We start from the raw sequence: 21,179 nt of genomic DNA, 5'->3' as shown, positions 1-21,179 counted from the left end.
TGGTTATGTTTACCCTTTGTAATTTATTGCTTTAACGCGCTAAATAAGTTAAAATTAAATTACTATGTGTAGTTAATTTTTCAAAAAATTTTACTACAAAATGAACGTAGGAAAGGAACTTAAACAATGGGAAAATATTTTCAAGAAGATATTGAAACTGCCTCAAGAGAGCAGATCAATCAATGGCAAAACGACGGACTTTTAGATGTAGTAAAAAGAGTATATGAAAACGTACCTTTTTACAGGAAAAAAATGGAAGCTGTAGGAGTTACTCCTGATGATATCAAGTCAATTGATGACATCTCAAAATTACCTTTTTTAACTAAGGATGATTTAAGAGATGCTTACCCATATGACTTAATGGCACTTCCTCTTAAGGATTGTGTGCGAATTCATTCAACTTCAGGTACAACCGGAAAACGAGTAGTTGACTTCTACACACATGGAGATCTTGACAAATGGGAAAACGGTTGTGCAAGAGCAATTGTTGCCGCAGGTGGTTCAGACGAAGATGTAGTTCACGTTTCATACGGTTATGGACTTTTTACAGGTGGTGCTGGATTAAACGGTGGTTCTCATAAAGTTGGAGCCCTGACTCTTCCTATGTCATCAGGGAACACAGACAGACAGCTTCAGTTTATGACAGACTTAGGTTCAACTATTCTTTGCTGTACACCAAGTTATGCTTCATATTTGGCAGAATCAATTGAAGAGCGTGGAATCAAAGACCAAATCAAGTTAAAAGCCGGTATTTTCGGTGCAGAAGCATGGTCTGAAGAAATGAGACACAATTTGGAAGAAAAGCTTGGCATCAAAGCATACGATATTTACGGCCTAACAGAAATTGAAGGTCCTGGTGTTGCTTTTGAATGTGAAGCTCAGGAAGGTATGCATATTTGTGAAGACTATTTTATCCCTGAAATAGTTGATCCGGATACACTTGAACCACTTCCTGATGGAGAAATCGGCGAATTAGTATTTACAAGTTTTGCTAAGGAAGCCTTTCCACTTATCAGATACCGTACAAAAGATATTACATACATTACAAGAGAAAAATGTAAATGCGGACGTACACATGCAAGAATTCACAGACTTATGGGTCGTTCAGATGACATGCTTATTATTAAAGGCGTTAATGTTTATCCTTCACAAATTGAAGAAGTTCTTATTAAACAGGGTATGCCTGCAAACTATCAGCTTATTATTGACCGCGTAAACAATAGCGATACAATGGAAGTTTTAGTTGAAATGACTCCTGAAATGTTCTCTGACACAATTAGCGACATTGAAACAAAAGAAAAAGATATTGTTGCCGCCCTTAAGAGCATGCTTGGAATTTATGCAAAGGTAAAACTAGTAGAGCCAAAATCAATTACTCGTTCAGAAGGAAAAGCTGTTCGTGTTATTGACAAGAGAAAAATTTAATATTTTAGGAGGTCAGTTATGTATATAAATCAGATTTCAGTTTTTATAGAAAATAAACCAGGCAACCTTGCCAAGTTTACAAACTTTTTAGCAGATAATCACGTTGACATGCGTGCTTTTGAAATTGCTGATTCAAGCGATTTTGGTATTATTAGAATAATTGTAGATAAGCCCTTAGATACGCTTACATTGTTAAAAGATAACGATTGGATTTGCAATCTTACACAGGTTGTTGGTGTGAAAATTCCCGATGAACCAGGTGCCATGGCAAAAACAATGAACATTCTTGCAGAAGCTGGTGTAAGTGTTGAATATGTTTACACATTCCTTGCAAGAGGAACTGACGATGCACTTATGGTTTGTCGCGTTAAAGACAATGACAAAGTTGCAGCCATTATGAAAAAGAATGGCGTGAAATTAGTTTCACAGGAAGATCTTATGAAGATGTAATGGTTCTTCAAGGTAATATAGAGGGGCGACCTAATCGGTCACCCCTTGTTTATTATTAGTTCAAAAAAAGAGACACCGCTAAGTTTTTAACCTTAGCAGCATCTCTTTTTTATTGCTTTACGTTTTTGGGGGATTCCCTAATATTAGTTATTTTCTTATTTGTTCTGCTCTTTTTCGAGCTTTTCCTGTTTTTTATTTTGCTCTAATTTCTTTTTGGCTTTTTCTTCCTGACGTTTCTTCTTTTCTTCTGCTTTCTTTGCCTTCTCCTGGGCTAGTTTCTGCTTCTTTTTCTCAATCGCTATTGTATCCACAGTACCTGAATTAAGTTTTTTACATGCAGAATATGTATAATTGCGTCTTGTTGAAAATTTTCCAAAAGTTGAGCTTTTTGTTGCAAACTCATGCATTTTTGCTAATCCATTTTTGTCTGCATTCAACTTGTCTGTACCTTTGAAATAATCTATTGTCTGTTTTGCCACTTCTCTTGCCGTATTAGGGCTCTGCCAAAACATATCTGCGAAATATACAACAAGTGCCGGATTTTTTAATTTATATGTATTCTTTGCAATACTTACAATGTTATTAACGTCTTTTTTCACCTGCGATTTCTGAACCGCAACGCCATTTCCACTTCCAAGAAGTGCTTTTACAGCCGTAATTTCCTTGTCAGTAAATTTACGCTTTGTACTTTCCCAGTTGTCTGATGAAGTGATATCTGCAATAAATTTCTTTGCATTTTCTTCTCGCTTTTTGCCATAATAAACGCTTTTTGCAAGATTAAATGCTTTATCCTTATCAGCAGCATATATTTCCTTCAAAAGATTGTGAGCTCTCTCGCCATACCACTGCCATGCGCCAACAGTAATTGTCTTTTCGCCTGCGAATCTTGACAACTTGTTTCTTGCGGCTCTAAAATCTCCCGATTCATTACGTGAAATCAAAGAAATTGATGCGTCAACCAAGCTATTGCCCGTTGTACCAACACTTGCATTAATTGCCTGCTTCAAAGCCTGATCTAAAGCTTCCTGCTCTTTTTTCTTCTCTGCTGCAATATACTCTTTATATGCTTTCGTGGTCATTGCCTTATGAGATTCGATTCCAATATTAATTTCTTTCACCGAAACCCAACCTGTTACAGTTTCGCTTCTTTTAATTTCTGCTTTCTTATAATCCTTGGAAAACTTAACAATTGGGTACTCACTATTCTTATAGCAAACACCAATTACAGTGCTTTTGCTTCTCTCACTGTTTCTTAAGTTTGTATTTCCTTTATGGAAACTTGCTGTAACGTTTTTATTTTTCAGCAAAAAAGGCTCTACTTCTTTGTCTACCAATAAATTTTTTTCACCAATATAGCCTGTTACTTTTCCTGATTTTATTTTGTAAAAATTGTTAGAATACTCAATTACTTTAACAGCCGAATTGTTTTTGATATAGCCTGCTGTTTTTGACTTTTTATTATCCTCTGACTTAATCTTTGTAAAATCGTCATCCCTTGAATTCTTAACAATTCCTAAATCTTCTACTTTTAATTTATATTTATCAATTTTTGTTAATTTTTTCTTTTTGGAATTTTTCTTGTAGAACTTTATAATCTTCTTCTCTGATACCTTGTCTACTTCAAAAACGCCATCATCGACTATTTGATTCTCAGATGAATGTTCCAATACCTTCTGAGTTGTGGATATAGTATGAGTATTTGCCGAAACTGGTACGGAACATATAGTCATCGCTGAAATAGCCAATATACATACTTTCTTTCTCATTTATAACACCTCGATTTACTATTATAGAACTCTTTTTTTCAAAAATCTATAATAGATATTTTTTTAACAAAGTTTACCAAAAAAGAAAACATCTTTCGCACTTCAATAAGTTTGAAAAATGTTTCCTTTGTTATTATTTCAATGTTTTATCTTTATTTGTTTACCTTAATTTTTACCGTTACAACTTTATATGTTGATTCATATTTTGAGTTTCCTGCTGCTACCACCTTAACTTTTATCTTATATGTTCCTTTCTTCGTGCCTTTCTTAATTAAGATTTTTCCACTTTTTTTATTTATTGAAAGTTTGGACGATGATCCCTTTTTTATTTTTATATAATTTACTTTTCCTTGAGCATTCTTGACAGTAATGGCTTTTACGATTTGTTTTTTCTTTTTAAGTTTTTTCTGCTTAACCTTTACCTTTTTTGTTTTTACAATTATGGATTGTTTTATTTTTTTTGGAACAACGTAACTTTTATTATTAAAATCAAGTAATTTACTAAATTCATATTCTTCTGCTATTGTATAAGGTCTTTCCATAAATCCATCATAGAAATCCCCACTCCCATTCATATTATGGCCTGCTGTATAAGTTTTCCCATCTAAAGTGGTATATATTGTATGTTCCTGAACTGCTACATCCTTTACTTTTTCTGCCACTAATCTTGGCTCTTTAATTATATATGTAACCGGATCTATTCCTGACTGTCCATATAAACTGCGACCTGTCATGTATAATTTATTATCTATTGTTATGTATGCCGAATCATCTCCTCCCGCACAGGCTTTCAAAACATTGTCTGCCACTTTGGTTGGTTTATATACCTGAACATAATCTTTGTCATAAGCTGTTTTTCCATTCATAAGCTGGCAATAGTCATTTTTTCCCCAGCTATATAATGTGTTGTCATTTTTTACTGCTAACACATAATCCACACCACATGAAACTGTTCTTACATTTTCTAAAACCTTAACCGGTAAATTTACATTAACAGATTCATTATTATTTCCAATTCCTAACTGACCGTTTGTGTTATTTCCAAACATATAGAGTTCATTACTTTTATTAATTGCAGCTGTGTTTCTACAGTAGGTAGAAAAATCTCTAATTCCATCAATTAATTTTACAGGTTTTGTAACGTAATCTCCACTATACTTGTTAGTCAATTTACCTGAGTCTGAACTACCAACTCCCCATAAGCTACCATCTTTTTTCAAATATATGAAATAGCCTTCACCTGCACCAATTTTTACTACATTCGTGTCCAATTTGACAAATTCTTTACTTATCTGCGTAATTCCATGTTTTCCGTTACCTAGTTGTCCATAATTGTTCCTGCCACAAACCCACATACTTCCATCTTTTTTTAATATTGCAGTAGAATAAAAATATCCACAGGCAACATCTACAACATCTTTTTCACTATCTGTAAATCCCTGTTTAAACATAGATGTTTTCCCTATTCCAAACTCTCCATATTCATTCATCCCCCACATGACAAGCTGTCCATCTTCCTTTACCAATCCTGTATGTGTTGTTCCTACACTCATAGAGGTTGTAGTGCTATTAGCAAACACTGCAGCGTTTGTCGAAAGCATCAAAACTCCCACTACAATAAATGTAATAATTTTTTTCATAAAAATTCCCTCCTTAAATTTAATCCGTATCTATACTATATTTTCATTGTATCATATCACCTATTTCTGATACAATATAATAATATAGCTTTTGTGTACTGAACAGTTGCATAAATAAATTTCTGATTAACCTTGCGTGACTTAACAACCTTATCTATACTATTTTCACCATCCCCACTCTTGTAGTATTTAATTGTGTCCTGTAAAAGATTTCCTTTTGAATCAATTACCTCGCTATAGTTTTTCTTATCAGCTCCTAAAATGTTAAGGTTATCAAAAATTTTTACATCTGTAACCTTACCTGTTAGGAGTTTATTTTCATCATCAGCCCCACTTTCCTTAAAGCTGTTACCAACCTTAGCTAAATTAACTTTAGCCTTATCTACACTTGTAACTTCCGCTGTAGCATCTGTAGACTCGAGTTTTCCCTGAGCCACACTGTCACTGTAATCTTCAACCGCTCTGTCAGCTACTTTTGATTCAACAAGTTGTACACCTTCGGCTATTTTAACGGCTTCATCTTTTGAAATATCTTCACCTAGATTTAACTGGACTACATAATACTGTTTTTCAAAATTAATGTACATTATCTTATCCATGGAATAACTTTCATCATTCATTTTTGCTCTGGCTCTTGCCAATCTATTTTTTACAGCGCTTTCTGTTGTTTTCAATATCTCGGCAATATCCTTAACTTTGTAACCATCTAAATAATATAACGATACGCAAATACGTTCATTTTCACTTAGATGTCCGATTGCATTGTACAAATCCGTATAATCCTTATGCTCTGTCGTCTGACTTTTCATCATATAATCCTCTAATGACACTACTCTTTTCTTCTGTCTGATAACGTTGTAGCACTCATTTATTAGGATTCTCACTAACCATGTATCTACATATTCCTCTGACTTGAGTGTGTGGATCTTACTAAAAGCCTTAACAATAGTCTCAGAAATTGCATCTGAACAGTCTTCATCATCAAAAAGCATTGACTTTGCTATATGATACAGTTTTTCCTGAGACTCGATTATTGTCTCACCTAACTTTTCTTTTTTCATACTGTTTGTACGTCCTTCCTGATGATCATCTTTTTTTGTATACATTAATTAGACGGTGTGGGGTGGAAAAAGGTCTCGAAAAAATTTCAAGGGGTTGAATGCAAAACTAACTTCTGATTTGCATACAACTTATTATCTCATAAAATTATTTTTTTGTGATATTTTTTCCATTTGAATTGTTGTATTATTAGAAAGATCTTTCAAGACATTAAGGAGGAAGTCCTGTGGACATACAATTATACAATCAGATCGTAACTAAACATGCCAATACTGTATTCAAAATTGCCTACAATTATTGCAAAAACAAATATGATGCAGAAGATGTTGTGCAGAATACTTTTTTAAAATTATTACAGCGCAAGGATGGCTTCACAGACGAAGAACATATAAAACGCTGGCTTATTCGTGTAGCCATAAACGAGTCAAAGAATATGTGTACTTCTTTTTGGCATAAAAGAATTGTATCCTGGGATGAATCTGTATCAGATGCCGAATTTTCTTTTGAAGACGAAAAAACATCAACGCTCTACGATGCAGTAATGAATCTAAATTCAAAGTATAGAATCGTGGTTCATTTGTATTACTACGAGGGATATTCCATAAAGGAGATTTCTCAAATCCTGCATATAAAAGAAACCACTATTCAAACTAGATTAATGCGTGCAAGAGCTCAATTAAAAAACAAGTTGAAAGGAGATTGGTTAGATGAGTAATTATAAAAAAATGTTTGACGAAATTAATATTTCCGATGACTGTTTAAGAAAGGTAAGAAATATGGAAGCAAAAAATAATAAAATCAAAAACTTTAGATTACGTTATGCTGCTGTAGCACTAGTTCTTATAGCTTTATTCGCTACATCAAACGTTGTGTCATATGCAGCTACCGGCTCTAGTATTACCAAAAACATACAGGTAATGCTAACAGATGAAAACGGCAAAAAGACAGAACTAAAGGAAACAGAAAAAGGGAAATACATTTATAAAAGTAACGATGAAGAAATGGAGGTGAATGTAAACAAGGATACTATTGAAGATGAAAGCATGGATGTAAATGTAAATATGGATAAAAATAAAAATGAAGTAAACATGGAAATAAATAGTTCGGAAAAATAATACCTCACTACTTATTGATTTTTATTTTTACTTGTTTATTTTGTGTAAGCATTTGAGAAAAATCAATAAGCACGCGGCATTCGCAAAACGAATGCCGCTCAATAAAAGAAGAGACAGACTCCCGTTTATGCAAGCATAACGGGTTGCCTGTCTCTTCTTTTATTGTGACGCTTTGCTCAAAGCTTCGCGATTATTCTACTGTATATGGCATTAATGCGATATTTCTAGCTCTCTTGATTGCTGTTGTAAGAGCTCTCTGATGTCTAGCACATGTACCTGTCATTCTTCTAGGAAGAATTTTTCCTCTTTCAGATACGTATCTCTTTAATGTTGCTACATCTTTATAATCGATTGCCTTATTTTCGCTTGCACAGAATGCACAAACTTTTCTTCTTCTACGACCGCCTCTTCTTCTCATTGGAGAATCTGGTCTTTCACTCTTATTATATGGCATAACTTGACCTCCTAATTTAATTAAAAGTTGAATGGTAATCCTGAATCGTCTACATTATCAGGAATGTTCATAAAACCATCTCCTGCTGGAGCTGTTGGTGCTGACGCTGCAGGTGCCTGAGCAAATCCTGCGTTATTATCAGACGCTGCTTTGCTTTCTGCAAACTCCTGATTTTCTACAACTACTTCTGTAGTGTAAACTGTCTTACCATCTTTGTCCTGATAACTTCCAGTCTGAATACGACCTTCTGCTACGATTTTAGTTCCCTGATGGAAGTACTTTTCTGCAAACTCACCGCTTCTACCAAATGCTACACATCTGATAAAATCTGCTGTCTGCTCTCCATCTCTTTTGAATCTTCTGTCTACTGCTAATGTATATCTAGCAATAGCTAACTGATTGTCACCTGATGTTGAATATCTAACTTCAGGATCACGAGTCAAACGACCCATTAGTATAATCTTGTTCATATTAAATACCTCTCTATCTTAACTATGCTTCTACTGCAACAGTCATGAATCTAAGGACATTTTCCATAATACGAAGCTGGCTTTCTATTTCGCTTGGAGCGTTTACATTATCAGTATCAAATGTGATGAAGTAATAGTAACCTTCTGACATCTTCTGGATTTCATAAGCGAATTTCTTCTTTCCAGCGTCATCAATGTTAGCAATAGTACCACCAAACTTTTCAACAAAAGCTTTTACCTTGTCAAGTTCTGCAGTTCTTCCTTCTTCTTCAAGTTTTGCACTAATAACAACTGTCATCTCATATTTGTTCATGCGTTTACCTCCTTTTGGTCTCTGGCCTTTCTACCTATAAGTAAAAAAGCAAGGAAAAATTATTTTTTTCACGAATATACATAATAACATAAAAAAGCCCCTAAATCAAGGGCTTTTCTACATTTTGTTTAATTTTGTGTATTTAATTTTCAATTAATTATAATTAAAACTTATTTAATTATAATTAATTGGTTGAATGCAAAACTAACTTCTGGATTGGTTGCATAAAACAGAACTTCGAAATTATCTTAAGGTATTATTCCGAAATTATCTTTTTTACACTTTTTTCAAATGTTTTCCGCGGAATCATTACTATTCTATCACATCCACAGCACTTCAACTTAAAATCCGCCCCTGTTCGTATGATTTTCCACTGATTTGTTCCGCAGGGATGGCCTTTTTTTAGCGTTACTATATTTCCAATATTGTACTCCACTATTTAACTACCCTTCCTATTCCAACAATGTGTTTTGTGTTGTTATAATTTATTGTCTTACCGCCTTTTTCTACAACTTTACCATTTCCGGCATACATTGACACATGGTAAATATCTAATGTTCTTCCAGGTGTGCTATACATTACCGCACTATTGTAATCGCCATAGAAAATAAGGTCACCCGGTTTCATATAGTTGTATCCTATATAACCGTAGTATACTATCTGATTTTTACCTTTTAAGTAGTCAAATAACTCTCCTGCTGTATATGCCCAGGAAGTGCTACCCAACTTCTTGTTGTAATTTTTGTATACCTGATATCCCTTCCATACTAATGATGAACAATCATAATACCCATACTGCATACGTTTTCCCTGATTGTATTTCCAAGTATTAACGATTTTCTGTGCTTTAGAAATTATTGTTTTCATACCTGTGGCTGCAACTTCCACACGATATGTCTTTGTATAGCTACCAAGTTTCACATCTACAAATGTTACCCCTGAACCTTTTCCTTTGATTTTTCCGTTAGCATCAACTGTTGCAACTGCAGTATTTCTACTTTTATATGTAGGTGTAAGGCCTGTAATGCCGTCAATTTTAATCGTTGTTGTTTTCTTCTTTGCTAAAACAGCTTTAATTGACTTAAATTTAGGATTGTAAACTGTGTAATTTACATTATATTTTTTTCCATCAACAGTTGCCTTAATCACACCTGAACCTGCCTTGTGTCCGACTATGCTAGCTTTATTGTGATATTTTACAATAGATACATGCGGTGCATGTGACATATCCCATGTTATCTTACTGTATTTCGACATTCCGGAAAAAGATATGTACTGCTGTCTGTTCGCTCCCATGTTAGGTCCCATTAGCACAAGATTCTTTGTGTTAATTCCGGGTTTTGTTACATAAACGGTATTGTTATATGTTGTTGTTTTTCCTGTCTTATCTGTTACTGTAGCCGTAATAGTTGTTTTTCCTGTTGTTCCTGTTTTGGCACCAGCCACTATTACGTTGCTGTCATTGTTTGGCTTTGACAATATTTCATCATCCTGAGTAGACCAAACGCATTTTTTTACGTTATCTGAATCTAAATTTGCAATCTTAAATCGTATTATCTTATTCTTAGCCCATGTAATTCTTTCGTATTTTATATTGTTCTTAGTTGTTAAACGTCTAATTGCTGTAGTTTTTTTGCTAACTGAATTATCCAAAGCTGTCTGATTTTCTTCATTTGGAGTAACTGTAACTGTGCATGTTGCATATCCTTCAGAATTTTCTGCTGCAATGGCTACTGTTCCCGGATTATGCGCCTTTATTAATCCATTTGCATGAACTGTTGCAATGTGATCATTGTTTGAAAAATACTTAACTGTTTTGGCTGATGTTGGCTGTAACTGATATGTGCTTCCCTCTACCAAACTTACGTTATAAGTATTTAATGTAACTCGTTTTGAACTGTCAGGAACTGTAACCTGACAATAATAATTTTTCTTTTTATAAGTAGCTTTAATTGTTGCTGTTCCGTAATTAACGGCTTTCAATTTACCCTTTTTTGATACGGTAACTGCAAACTTGTTAGAAGTTTTCCATTTAATCTTTGCATTTTTTGGTGCATTGACAATTTTTAATTTATGCTTCTTTCCTTTTAGTAATGTTATCGCTGACGTTGACATTGAATATGTTGTTGCCGCCTTTGCTTTGTATGGAACATTACATAAAGTTATAACCATTGCCAGCACTAAAACTGCGCTTACACATTTACTGATTATTGTTTTTTGTTGCTTCTTCTGTTTGTTTACCTGTTTGTTCGTTAGTTGTTTCATTTGTTTCGTTTTCACCTTGCACTTTCCACTCTTCTATACTGCGTATTCCTGTTTCATTGCTTTCATCATAAAATATCTCGACTTTACTTCCCGGTTGAACAAAAACAATTGTTTCATCATCAGAAAACTTCATCTTATATACATTACCGACATTACTTGTAATGTACACATAGGTTTCTCCTGACATATTTATATATTTAATATCCTTAACAGTAACCTGCTCATGCTTGTACTGTTGTTCAATATTTTTGTACTTACCTGAACTTGTTTTTACACCATTTTCTTTTATAAGTTTTCTGTAAGTATTTAATGTATCTTTTTGACTTGTTCCTGTTGCTACAATGCTGTATTTTTTTACATCAACCAATGCATATTGTTTTACAAGATTTCCTTTGTCCTTCAACACCATAAAATAAGTTGGTCTTCCATCAATGTTTATTAAAGATGGAAATGCTGCATCATAGCCAAGATTCTGTACCTGACCTTCTGCGGCTTCCATGGCTGAAAACTCTTCTGCTCCTGCCACGTTAAAATATTTTGCCTTGCCCGTTCTGGCATTAACCATTACAAATCCAATATTTGAAGAATCATCTATAACAGAAGTTACTCCTGTGTAAATCCAAACATCATTGTCAATTACTTTGTAGCCATAATCTTCCGTTGCTTTCTTGCAATCCTTTTGACCGATTACGCTATTAATAAATCCGTCTGCCAACATTCCATGCCAGTTATACTTCTGCTCAATCAAATCTCCATCATATACTCTGTCGACCCACTTAGGCACATCGTCTAAATCATATTTCTTAGTTTTGCCTGTACATGGATCACAGATAACAACGCCATTTACATCCATACCACCAAACATGCCTACTCGCGCAGTCATTGTAGGGCAGATATAATATGGCTTGCCATCTTCATCTAACTCAAAATAATAGCCTTCAAATATTGCTGTTGGATATTTAAATCTTAAATGTCTTTCCAAATTGTCATTAAACCAGCCAGATTCTGTGTATTTAATTGGCTTGTCTAATTTTACATAATTAGCTTCAAATTTAACAGCATCAACTAATACATAACCTGGTATTCCGTTTTTTCTATTATTAAACCATTTGAAAAAGCCTGCATATTCCAAAGATGCCACTTTCATCGGTTCACCTTTTAATGCAATTTGGCTATAATCACTTCCAATCTCATACTGACTTACTACATCTGATAATGCTCCGATAGCTCTTTGTCCAACTACCTTTGCACTATCTGTGTCCATTAAAGCTACGTCTGTTATTGTATCTGTTTCTTTAATAGTATCTTCAAATTTTGTGTTCTCTATATCTATTAAAGATGAATATCTGCCTGCGTTAAATATCTTTGCAGAAATTACATTTCCAATAATTACAATTATTACTGCCAACAAAATAATTATACCAAATATCTTTGATACAATATTGTACTGAATTTTTGCCTCTTCAAAATTAGGAATTTTAAATGTGAACAAAAAGAATGCTACTATAAAGAATCCCTGAAACTCCCAAAACTCCATAGAATGAATATTCAATGGTGGGAGAAATGCATAAAATGCTAAAAACTCAATAACTGCTACTATAATAAATGAAATTACTATTTTCTTAATTGGTGGTTTAGTCTTTGAAACAAAACCTCCCGCTGTATTTCTTCCATATCTTCCTACAAACATATAACGTTTCCTTCCTATAATAATCGGCAAATTCTGTTTCTAATTTTAGCCCACTACTTCAATGATACCACAGCAGTACACTAAAATCCATAGCAAAGAATATCGTTTTTTAGCGGAACGTTTTTTGTGTAATAAGAAATTACGAAGGAATTTTTTATTACAACCGAGTAGGCTGTCTCCTACTCGATTGTAGCTAGCAGACATCTCAAAGCATAGCGTTTCGATGTTCTTACGCCCGGCAAATGATATTTCGTGCAAGCACGATATCGCTTGCTGGGCTTTTGCTACAAAAAAAGAACCGCTCACATGAACGATTCTCAAGAGGCGCAAACCAGATTTGAACTGGTGATCAGGGTGTTGCAGACCCGTGCCTTACCACTTGGCTATTGCGCCTTATATTTAGAACCCCTTTATTATATCAAGGGTTCTTGTTATCGTCAAGAAATAAAATTCTTAACGGAAGTGACTCCTACGGGAATCGAACCCGTGTTACCGCCGTGAAAGGGCGATGTCTTAACCGCTTGACCAAGGAGCCATATAAAGCTGTTTGTTTCTTAACAGCTTTAGTAGTCTATCAAATGTATTTTTATTTGTCAAGAGTTTTTTATATTTATTTTTATATTATTTTCATTGTTATAATCTTTATTCTTAGCTGAAGATTCCGCTTATATAATGCTGAATAATGTTGTTGTCATAAATCAGACTTAGCAATCCATTCTCTGATATTCCTGTACAAATCTGCTGTCCCCAACTTGTTGCGCTGAATGCTGTTACAACAATGCAGGCAATCCATATAATTACTAATGATTCACCTAAACCTATTAATGCTCCACCAATAGTGTTGAAAGTTCTAAGAACAGGTAACTTAGCGATAATATCTAAGGCATGAACTACAATCTTCACAAGAATTGTTAATATAACAAATAAAATAATAAAGGTAACTGCATTCATAACCATATCAGTTAAAGACTCAGCTATATATTCTGAAAAAGTAGTTACTTTCAAACTTGCGTAACTTTCTTCAGTGTTATTTTCATTAAGCGTTGCTTTTATTTCCTTTGGTAAAGGCAATTTTTCAATAATTTTCTTTTGAGCACCAACACCTGTTTGTGTTACACTTTGTGCCGATGATTCTATGTTATTACTAACATATTCCTCTATTGTGTTTTGTATGCCTGTATAAATTGGTGTTGCTTTCAACAACTGCTTAGTTGGAGGGGTCAAAATATTAACCAATAATAAAACTACTACTACTGATATAAGCGAAAATGCCATCTTAAGCATTCCTCTTTTTAAGCCGATTGCCGTCATTGCAACCATAAATATACCTACTATTATTAATAATGTATTTCCCATTAGTATTCTCCTTAAAGAAATTTCCTTTTCTTTTTGTTATTCCGTTAATCTGATTTTTTAAATTATTTTGTTCTTTATCTTTTCCCTTATCTTTTTTTGATTCGTTCTTATAATTTGTATAATCTATCTTAAACAACTTTATAAGATTTTTCTGTTTTCACACAATTAATTTTTTATTTTAATTTAACTTTCTGTATTTTTGACTTTGTCATAATAAGAAAAGTTCTTGAACCATCAATTGGAATAATTGCATTTACTGCTCCATTAAATGTCACCTTAAACTTCTGAACTCCATCAAAAGATATAATCTGACAGTTCATGTCATCGTACATTAAAACATTATCCCCTGAAAAAGAAACATTATCATACTCTAATTTGATTTCTTTTTCCATTTTTTTGTTTCCATTCAAGTCATAAACCTGTATTCTGTATGGGAACTTACTATTAGTATTTTTTAGAATCACGCCCACATACTGGTCACTATAAAATATTTTCTGAATCTCTTCATTTATTTTAACATCTTCCCTTAATGAAGGTTTATTTTTAAATCCATACAAAGACAGAATGTTCTCACCTGCTGCTACAACATCATCGTTTGTTACAAATTTTACCGTAGGTACAATAACCTCTTTGTACTGGTCAAACTCTCCCACTATTTTGTCAGTGGAATTTTTACCTGCATTAGAAAAATTGTAAAACACAACTCTGTTACTCATAGAACCGTTATTGACAGTTATATATGATACTGCCATTTTGTCCCCATCTTTTGATATTGAGAAATCAAGAGGGTATCCGTTTTCATCTAAAAGGGTTTTGTGAATAACCAACTTATTTCCGTCTCTGTCATAAACTTCTATATAATTGGCATCTTTATCTTCTGACAAAACAGCTATAACGCCCTGCTCTGCAACTTCCACTTTCACAATTGGGAAATTAGTTGTTACCTTTCCCTGATTGCCATCCTGATTATATATGTAAACATCATTGCTGTTTTTGTCGGCAACAGCTATATAATCTCCACATATATCTACCATTGGAGACTTCATCTGAAAAGCTTCATTCCAAACAGTACCATCATCATCAATATAAGAAATTCCATCTCCACTATATTTGATTACGAAATCCTTATAAGATAAATATTTACTTTCTGTACTTCCATCAATCTTAATGGAATTAATTACCTTATAACCATCGTAACTACTATATCGTTTATACAAGAATATACCAATAACTGCTACGATTGCCACCAAAACGCAAATTGCAATTTTTATTGTAAATCTATTTGTATGTTTCTTTATTACCTCTATAAAATTAAAATCTAAATAAGACTTTTTAAACTGTCTTACTTTATCAGAATTTTTATTACTCTGTGCCACAATCTCACTTCCTATCTAAAATCTATAAACGATTATACAATAAGTTTTGGATTATGGCACTATGTTTTTTATGGTAATAAAATTTTCTGACCTTCAATAATTGTATAGTCATCATCAATATCATTATATTCTTTTATTTCATCTACCATTTTGCTCGTTCCATAAACTTTCATACTAATATCGTATAGGGTTTGTCCCTTCTTTACCGTATAAGACATACCTGCAACATTGTTTACTTTTTTCGTTTTTTTAGAAGAATCATTAGCTGCATTCGCTTCCTTCTTTACACTGCTATTTGCATTTTCGTTTTCCAATTCATTAAAGTTCTGCTCACTGTTATTTTTTGATGAACTATTTTGCGAACTGTTGTTTTGTATTTCGTTTTTTGGGGTTCCGGTTTGAGAAGAATCACCCTGGTTTTTACTCTTCTGATTAATATTTTCCTGATTGTCGTTTTCATCTTGCATATCTTTACTCACGCCATCAGATTGTACACCATCCTTTTCACTTACTTTGTTGTTTTTATCTAAATTGCTATTGGTAGCACTTTTGGATTTGTCTTTACTATCTTCTAAAATTTCCTTTGTTTCCTCACTGTTACTATTTAATTGTTGATTAACCGCTCTTGCTTCCTCATTCATGCTGTAGCCGGATAATGTTTGTTTTATGTTTTTTAGTTCTCCATAATTATTTAGCATTACAACCGTTGATAGCAATAATGCTATAATTAATAGACCACTTATTCCATAAGCAACTCTCCCCTGCTTTCTGTTGCCACTTTCTTCTTTCAGTATTTCTCTAAAGCTTTTTGGTCTGTTAATATCTCTTTCTTTTATTTCTACATGTTCACTACCCTTGATTGTCTTATGTTGATTTGTGCCGCCTGCCTGCATATTATTTCTTTGATTTTTAAAAGTTGCTGCTAACTTTCCACCCTTTGTGCCAAGCTTGTTTTTATTTTGGTCTATTAGATTTTCGTTTTTGCGGGTTGAATTTTGGATTGAATTATGATTTGCATTCTGACTTGAATTATGCGATGAATTCCCGGCCAAGATTTTTTTCAAATCATTATTCACCAAATTGTCATTGGTTGCTTTTTGTTTTGAAGTTACCCCCTTACTATTTTCTTTTGCTACATTATTCTCATTACTTTCATTTTTCTCATTATTTAAACTTTTAATATATTTCTTCATTTTTTCATTTCTCTCATAATAGATATAGTATCCGGATTGCTTTTCTAAGTTCCCTTGCTTGCACATATAGAAATTTTCATCATTTTCAGTTCTGTCTGTAAGAAAACAAACTTTATCATTGCCTGCGAAGTTATCTAAATGCAGTTTGCGTATGCCTTTCAAATCATCCCGAACTCTATATGGTACTGAAACAAACCATCCAACAATATTCATTTTAGAGAAATATTTTTTTATGTCTTTATATATTGCTGCCCAGATGTCATCATTGAAAATCAAACTATTTTCTATCACTTCCCTTACTTCTACCATTCCCTTAACAAAAACATATGTATTTCCATTTTTTCTTTTTATTTCCCCAAGTAAAACTCCATAATTTACATCTTCCTGTTTTCCTGTTCTTTTCTTTAAATTTGTTATAACATTATCCTCAACGTAAATTTTTTGATTGGAATTATTTTCACCTATTTGGCGTATGTTTTTAGGAATAGTTACATTTCCCTGTTCCTCAGACTCTTTGCTACTATATACCATCTCTATCATGGGCCCCTCCTTTTCTATAATACCCAATGATAATAGCACATAGGCTCTGTTCTATTTTGTCAAAAACAGTTTGAACCCTTGTAAAAGTTTGCGACAAAAAAGACACTGGGAATACACCAGTGCCTTGTTAATTACAATTTAATCTTTATAACTCCACAACCTGACCTAAAACTTCACCTATCGGTTGATTTATTACAAGGTCTGCTCTTTGATCTTTTTGTGTTTTACTCTTATTAATAAGAACAAGCTTATTTCCTCTATAGTAATCCACAAGACCTGCTGCCGGATATACTGCCAGTGATGTTCCACCAATAATTAGAACATCAGCCTTGGCAATTGCCTCCACTGAAAGTTGTATGGTTTTCTGATCTAATCCTTCCTCATATAACACAACATCTGGTTTGATAATTCCACCACACTGACATCTTGGTATGCCTTCCATTTCATAAACCTGATCAAAACCGTAGAATTTTCCACAATCCTGACAATGATTTCTGTGTACTGAGCCATGTAATTCGTATACGTTTTTGCTACCTGCCGCCTGATGCAAACCATCTATATTCTGAGTAATCACTGCTTTTAATTTTCCCATTTCCTCTAATTTGGCTAAAGCTTTATGAGCCATATTAGGTTCTGCATTAGGAAAAAGCATCTTATTTCTGTAGAATCTATAGAACTCCTCCGGATTTCTTCTATAGAAACTGTGGCTTAAAATAGTTTCCGGTGGATATGCATATTCCTGATTATATAATCCATCCACGCTTCTAAAATCAGGTACTCCGCTTTCTGTAGAAACACCTGCTCCACCAAAAAATACAATATTATCGCTTCCATCAATAATCTCTTTTAATTTCTTTATGTTTTCTTCCATTATAAGCACCTCTTTTTCTTGTTCTGTTACTCACTCTCAAACAACTGGTTTACATTAAGGATTTTATTTAATACCAAATATAAATATAAGTATAAATACAATTATATTTAACTACACTGGTATTATTATAACATCTTTACAATTCTTACTCTACAATAAAGTCTATGTTTGCAAGGGTAATTTTGTCCCCAATTTCTATCGGTAACAGCTTATGAGGTTCTAATTTTTCTCCATTTAAAAATGTACCGTTAGTCGAGTTCAAATCTTCAATAAAGTAATCTCCTAACTCTTCTGTAATTCGTGCATGTACTCTGCTAATTACTGCACTATCAATACAGAAATCACTACTTGAACTGCTTTTTCCAATTATATAAGGATAGTTTGACGGCTTAATATTTATTGGTATTTCTGTCCCCACTGCTACAAGTTTTATGTCTTTAGATAGTAGTGGATTAATCAACACCATAGTCCTGTCTTCCTGAAACTGTTGACTGTTCTTTGTGCAAAAACTTTTTACGGAATTATCAAAGTAATCTCCTACACTTTTGTGTATTTCTTTCTTATAAGTTTCCTCCCCATAACCCTCAGCTTTATAAGTTCCAGTTTCTTCTGCAACAAAAGAAGCTTCCTCCTCTTCAAGATAATCAAAGAAATCTAAATCTTCTTCCGTTTTATATTTGTCTTTTCTTTTAAATATACCTGCTATGGATTTTAATATATTTCTCTTTTCATTTTCTTTTTCAGATTCTTTCTCATTTTGTTTTCTATTTTCTTTTTTGTCTTCCTTTTTGTTTTTCTTTCTTATGCTATATTTTTCCTTTGAATTCTCGTTTTTATTTTCTATATCAAGTTTTACTATATCTTCTGTTCTTATTTTTTCGCTATTGCTTTTTTCTTTCTTATATTCCTGTATATTTTCAAATGCACATCTAAGTAACTCCTGCAATGTGAAATCTGCATTTGTTGTCATTTGCTGAATTCCATAAGCAATAAGCACAGCTTCTTTATCATTATGATCTATGTATTCCAATAGTTTATCAAAAAGAGTTCTCAGATTTACCTGATAATCTTCTTTATTCTCAGAAACATAACAAAACTCATATTTTCCTTTTTGTCTGTTGAAAAATATTAAATCTGTGTCAAATATTATATTGTCTAATGTAAGTAAATATTCACTCATTCTCTCGGATAGCATTTTTATATCTTTTATAAATATGTAAAGTTCCTTACCTGACATTTGTTTTCTGGTAAACATGTTAGACATTTGTGTTTTAGACGAAATATCATAATATAACATGGTTTCATTATTTATTGACTCCACACTTATTTGAACTAATCCCTCAATATGATTGTTTAATACCATCTGAAGTTTATAATCATTCTTCTCTATTTTTATGTCTTTTATAATCATCGTGTTTCTATTTCCGTCTTTTATATAAGATATTTCCATACTATCACTTCCTTCCAAATCCATCTTCCATAGCTCTTATTGCGTATAAAAGCTCTCTATTCATCACTTTTTGAATTTTAATTTCATCTTTTGATTTCCGACTAATTATTTTATTTAAAAAATTAGCATTACTTTTACTTCCAAAATCAGCACTTACTTTTGTGCTAATCTTATCTTCGTCTTTAACTATTAAAGGGGTTATTACAAAGCACCCTCCATTACCATTTTGTTCACCGTCAATATAAGTTAGCGCTGTGCTTCTCACAGTCACCAAGTCGTGACAATAAAGAGAAACATAAACTAACGATGCTACAATTAATATTGTTATTGGTACAATTATTGATGCCTCAATTGTAATTTGTCCTTTTAAAGTTTTCCTGACCATTTTCCTGTACAATGTTTTTATCATACACCTTCCTTTTCTATGCCTTGCATAAATAAAACAGAATATTTCCACAAAATATAAATGGTACAAACGGGATATTTGTTTTCAAACTCATCTTACCCATAGAAACACCTATTATCGAAAAAATCGCACTAATAATAAATGCAATCATCATTACGTTTAAGACAACCTTCAATTCAACCATTGCCGTTAAGGTTAAAATTATCAAAATATCTCCTACACCTACTGCTTCCTTTGTTACTAACGCAATAATATATAATAATGTACACACAATAATGCCGATTATAATATTTTCTAATTTCAAATTATTGGTTACCACTTTCATTACTATGGCTAAAAAATAATTTAGCAAGCAGAACCATACATAAATTTCTTTTGTTTTATAATCTGCAATTGCACATACAAGTAAAAACACTACACTCCATATTTCATACATTTTATTCTCCTAATACATATATCTAATACTGTCTTCATAAAAAGCCCATAATATTTTGCTACAAATTGCCATATATAACCTTGTATTATTTTCCTGAACATCTACTACAAGGTGGCATATTTTTAACCTTACTCTTTTCTACTGTGATAATATTTCTCAAAAGTCCGCTACACATTAAACTATTATGGTATTTATTTCCATCTTCAGTAATAAACACCTCTGATCCTAATGTGCCTTTTTTATTTACACATATAGAACATCTACTGTACGCCTGCCCGTAACAGTTTCTTTTAATTTTTAATTCTATAACGCCAATCTTGCTTATTTTCAGAGACAGATGTGTACATTCTTTAGTAACATGATAGACTTTTCCGTTTTTTGTAATATAAACAAGTTCCTGTTCCTTTGTTAAATCATAACCTGTCCAATCCTTTAAATAGCACCGTTGAGTTAAAACTATAGGCTTATTAACGTACGGAATTCTAACGATATACGGAAAAACAATATCTATTACTCCTTCTTCTGAAGTTTTTTTCTCTATCTCGCCACTTTGTTTAAGGCTTTGCATTCCACTTTCTAACAGTCCTAAATCCTCACTATACTTCTTACTTTTTTCAGTACATTGTTTATAGTAATTTAGTTTTGATAACGCAATTCCCATATTATTTATTTGTTTTTGATTATGTAACTGTTTGTTAAGAACTGTTATGTAACTTATCACCGAAAGAATTGCCAACATAAAAATTGTTATAACAATAGCAGCTTCCAAAGTAATGCTTCCTTTGGAGGTAAATAAATATACCCTTTTTCCCTGGGACACATTTATTTTTTTTATTTTTTCTTTATATTTTTTTGGCTTCTGTACTTGGAGAGAATCACATCCTAATTTTATTTTTTTATGTTT

Annotated in this window: 21 protein-coding genes and 2 tRNA genes; 4 read left to right on the top strand and 19 right to left on the bottom strand. The window is 32.8% G+C overall.

What is annotated here, in order from left to right; translation table 11 throughout:
* Positions 1-126 precede the first annotated feature (126 nt).
* Both DWZ69_RS00580 and DWZ69_RS00575 read left to right on the top strand, forming a co-directional pair.
* A complete protein-coding gene (locus DWZ69_RS00580; protein ID WP_118435568.1) occupies positions 127-1,425 on the top strand; it encodes a phenylacetate--CoA ligase in 1,299 nt (432 codons plus the stop codon).
* 18 nt (positions 1,426-1,443) lie between these two features.
* Positions 1,444-1,875 carry an acetolactate synthase gene (locus DWZ69_RS00575; RefSeq protein WP_117999288.1) on the top strand — a complete coding sequence of 144 codons (432 nt, stop codon included), beginning with the start codon at positions 1,444-1,446 and terminating at the stop codon, positions 1,873-1,875.
* Positions 1,876-2,030: 155 nt separating this feature from the next.
* Here the strand turns inward: DWZ69_RS00575 and DWZ69_RS00570 are convergent, their stop codons facing one another.
* From DWZ69_RS00570 to DWZ69_RS00560, 3 genes are all read right to left on the bottom strand, one after another.
* Entirely contained in the window at positions 2,031-3,641 is a 1,611-nt protein-coding gene (locus DWZ69_RS00570; protein ID WP_117999287.1) for a hypothetical protein, read from the bottom strand.
* Between the two features lie 152 nt (positions 3,642-3,793).
* Positions 3,794-5,281 carry a hypothetical protein gene (locus tag DWZ69_RS00565; RefSeq protein WP_117999286.1) on the bottom strand — a complete coding sequence of 496 codons (1,488 nt, stop codon included), beginning with the start codon at positions 5,279-5,281 and terminating at the stop codon, positions 3,794-3,796.
* A gap of 56 nt (positions 5,282-5,337) precedes the next feature.
* A complete protein-coding gene (locus tag DWZ69_RS00560; RefSeq protein ID WP_117999429.1) occupies positions 5,338-6,342 on the bottom strand; it encodes a sigma-70 family RNA polymerase sigma factor in 1,005 nt (334 codons plus the stop codon).
* A gap of 224 nt (positions 6,343-6,566) precedes the next feature.
* Between DWZ69_RS00560 and DWZ69_RS00555 the strand changes: the two genes are divergently transcribed.
* Both DWZ69_RS00555 and DWZ69_RS00550 read left to right on the top strand, forming a co-directional pair.
* Positions 6,567-7,055 (top strand): sigma-70 family RNA polymerase sigma factor, encoded by a 489-nt coding sequence (locus DWZ69_RS00555; protein ID WP_117999285.1) that lies wholly within the window; start codon positions 6,567-6,569, stop codon positions 7,053-7,055.
* On the top strand, positions 7,048-7,455 hold the full coding sequence (locus DWZ69_RS00550; RefSeq protein ID WP_117999284.1) for a hypothetical protein: 408 nt from the start codon (positions 7,048-7,050) through the stop codon (positions 7,453-7,455). The genes DWZ69_RS00555 and DWZ69_RS00550 overlap by 8 nt, the downstream gene beginning before the upstream one ends.
* Positions 7,456-7,645: 190 nt before the next feature.
* Here the strand turns inward: DWZ69_RS00550 and rpsR are convergent, their stop codons facing one another.
* The 16 genes from rpsR to DWZ69_RS00470 form a co-directional block, all read right to left on the bottom strand.
* Positions 7,646-7,909 (bottom strand): 30S ribosomal protein S18, encoded by a 264-nt coding sequence (gene rpsR, locus DWZ69_RS00545; protein WP_022165696.1) that lies wholly within the window; start codon positions 7,907-7,909, stop codon positions 7,646-7,648.
* A gap of 20 nt (positions 7,910-7,929) precedes the next feature.
* Positions 7,930-8,379 (bottom strand): single-stranded DNA-binding protein, encoded by a 450-nt coding sequence (locus DWZ69_RS00540; protein ID WP_117999283.1) that lies wholly within the window; start codon positions 8,377-8,379, stop codon positions 7,930-7,932.
* A 22-nt stretch (positions 8,380-8,401) separates the two neighbouring features.
* Entirely contained in the window at positions 8,402-8,692 is a 291-nt protein-coding gene (gene rpsF, locus DWZ69_RS00535; protein WP_022165694.1) for a 30S ribosomal protein S6, read from the bottom strand.
* A 256-nt stretch (positions 8,693-8,948) separates the two neighbouring features.
* Positions 8,949-9,128: a DUF951 domain-containing protein gene (locus DWZ69_RS00530; RefSeq protein ID WP_117999282.1), complete on the bottom strand. Its 180-nt coding sequence runs from the start codon at positions 9,126-9,128 to the stop codon at positions 8,949-8,951.
* Complete coding sequence (locus DWZ69_RS00525; RefSeq protein WP_118435566.1) at positions 9,128-10,957, bottom strand: Ig-like domain-containing protein; 1,830 nt, start codon at positions 10,955-10,957, stop codon at positions 9,128-9,130. Before DWZ69_RS00525 ends, DWZ69_RS00530 begins: the two co-directional genes overlap by 1 nt.
* Positions 10,893-12,647, bottom strand: coding sequence for a hypothetical protein (locus tag DWZ69_RS00520; protein ID WP_118435564.1), 1,755 nt, complete (start codon positions 12,645-12,647; stop codon positions 10,893-10,895). Before DWZ69_RS00520 ends, DWZ69_RS00525 begins: the two co-directional genes overlap by 65 nt.
* A gap of 322 nt (positions 12,648-12,969) precedes the next feature.
* A tRNA-Cys gene (locus tag DWZ69_RS00515) sits at positions 12,970-13,040 on the bottom strand.
* Between the two features lie 70 nt (positions 13,041-13,110).
* Positions 13,111-13,182 (bottom strand) — tRNA-Glu (locus DWZ69_RS00510).
* 113 nt (positions 13,183-13,295) lie between these two features.
* Entirely contained in the window at positions 13,296-14,003 is a 708-nt protein-coding gene (locus DWZ69_RS00505) for a CvpA family protein (protein WP_022165691.1), read from the bottom strand.
* Between the two features lie 173 nt (positions 14,004-14,176).
* Complete coding sequence (locus tag DWZ69_RS00500) at positions 14,177-15,379, bottom strand: DUF5711 family protein (protein WP_117999279.1); 1,203 nt, start codon at positions 15,377-15,379, stop codon at positions 14,177-14,179.
* A gap of 68 nt (positions 15,380-15,447) precedes the next feature.
* Positions 15,448-17,112 carry a LysM domain-containing protein gene (locus tag DWZ69_RS00495; RefSeq protein ID WP_118435562.1) on the bottom strand — a complete coding sequence of 555 codons (1,665 nt, stop codon included), beginning with the start codon at positions 17,110-17,112 and terminating at the stop codon, positions 15,448-15,450.
* A gap of 145 nt (positions 17,113-17,257) precedes the next feature.
* On the bottom strand, positions 17,258-17,983 hold the full coding sequence (locus DWZ69_RS00490) for an NAD-dependent protein deacylase (protein ID WP_022165689.1): 726 nt from the start codon (positions 17,981-17,983) through the stop codon (positions 17,258-17,260).
* Between the two features lie 145 nt (positions 17,984-18,128).
* A complete protein-coding gene (locus tag DWZ69_RS00485) occupies positions 18,129-19,433 on the bottom strand; it encodes a DUF6382 domain-containing protein (protein ID WP_158561072.1) in 1,305 nt (434 codons plus the stop codon).
* 4 nt (positions 19,434-19,437) lie between these two features.
* Positions 19,438-19,842: a pilus assembly protein gene (locus tag DWZ69_RS00480; RefSeq protein WP_118435558.1), complete on the bottom strand. Its 405-nt coding sequence runs from the start codon at positions 19,840-19,842 to the stop codon at positions 19,438-19,440.
* 13 nt (positions 19,843-19,855) lie between these two features.
* Entirely contained in the window at positions 19,856-20,275 is a 420-nt protein-coding gene (locus DWZ69_RS00475; RefSeq protein ID WP_118435555.1) for a prepilin peptidase, read from the bottom strand.
* A gap of 85 nt (positions 20,276-20,360) precedes the next feature.
* A complete protein-coding gene (locus DWZ69_RS00470) occupies positions 20,361-21,044 on the bottom strand; it encodes a hypothetical protein (protein WP_147364237.1) in 684 nt (227 codons plus the stop codon).
* Between the last annotated feature and the right edge of the window lie 135 nt (positions 21,045-21,179).

Origin of the sequence: Eubacterium sp. AF34-35BH (genome assembly GCF_003477765.1) — a bacterium.
In the GTDB taxonomy this organism is placed as follows: Bacteria; Bacillota; Clostridia; order Lachnospirales; family Lachnospiraceae; genus Eubacterium_G.
The sequence above is the reverse complement of the archived record's forward strand: the minus strand, read 5'-3'. Positions and strand labels throughout refer to the sequence as shown.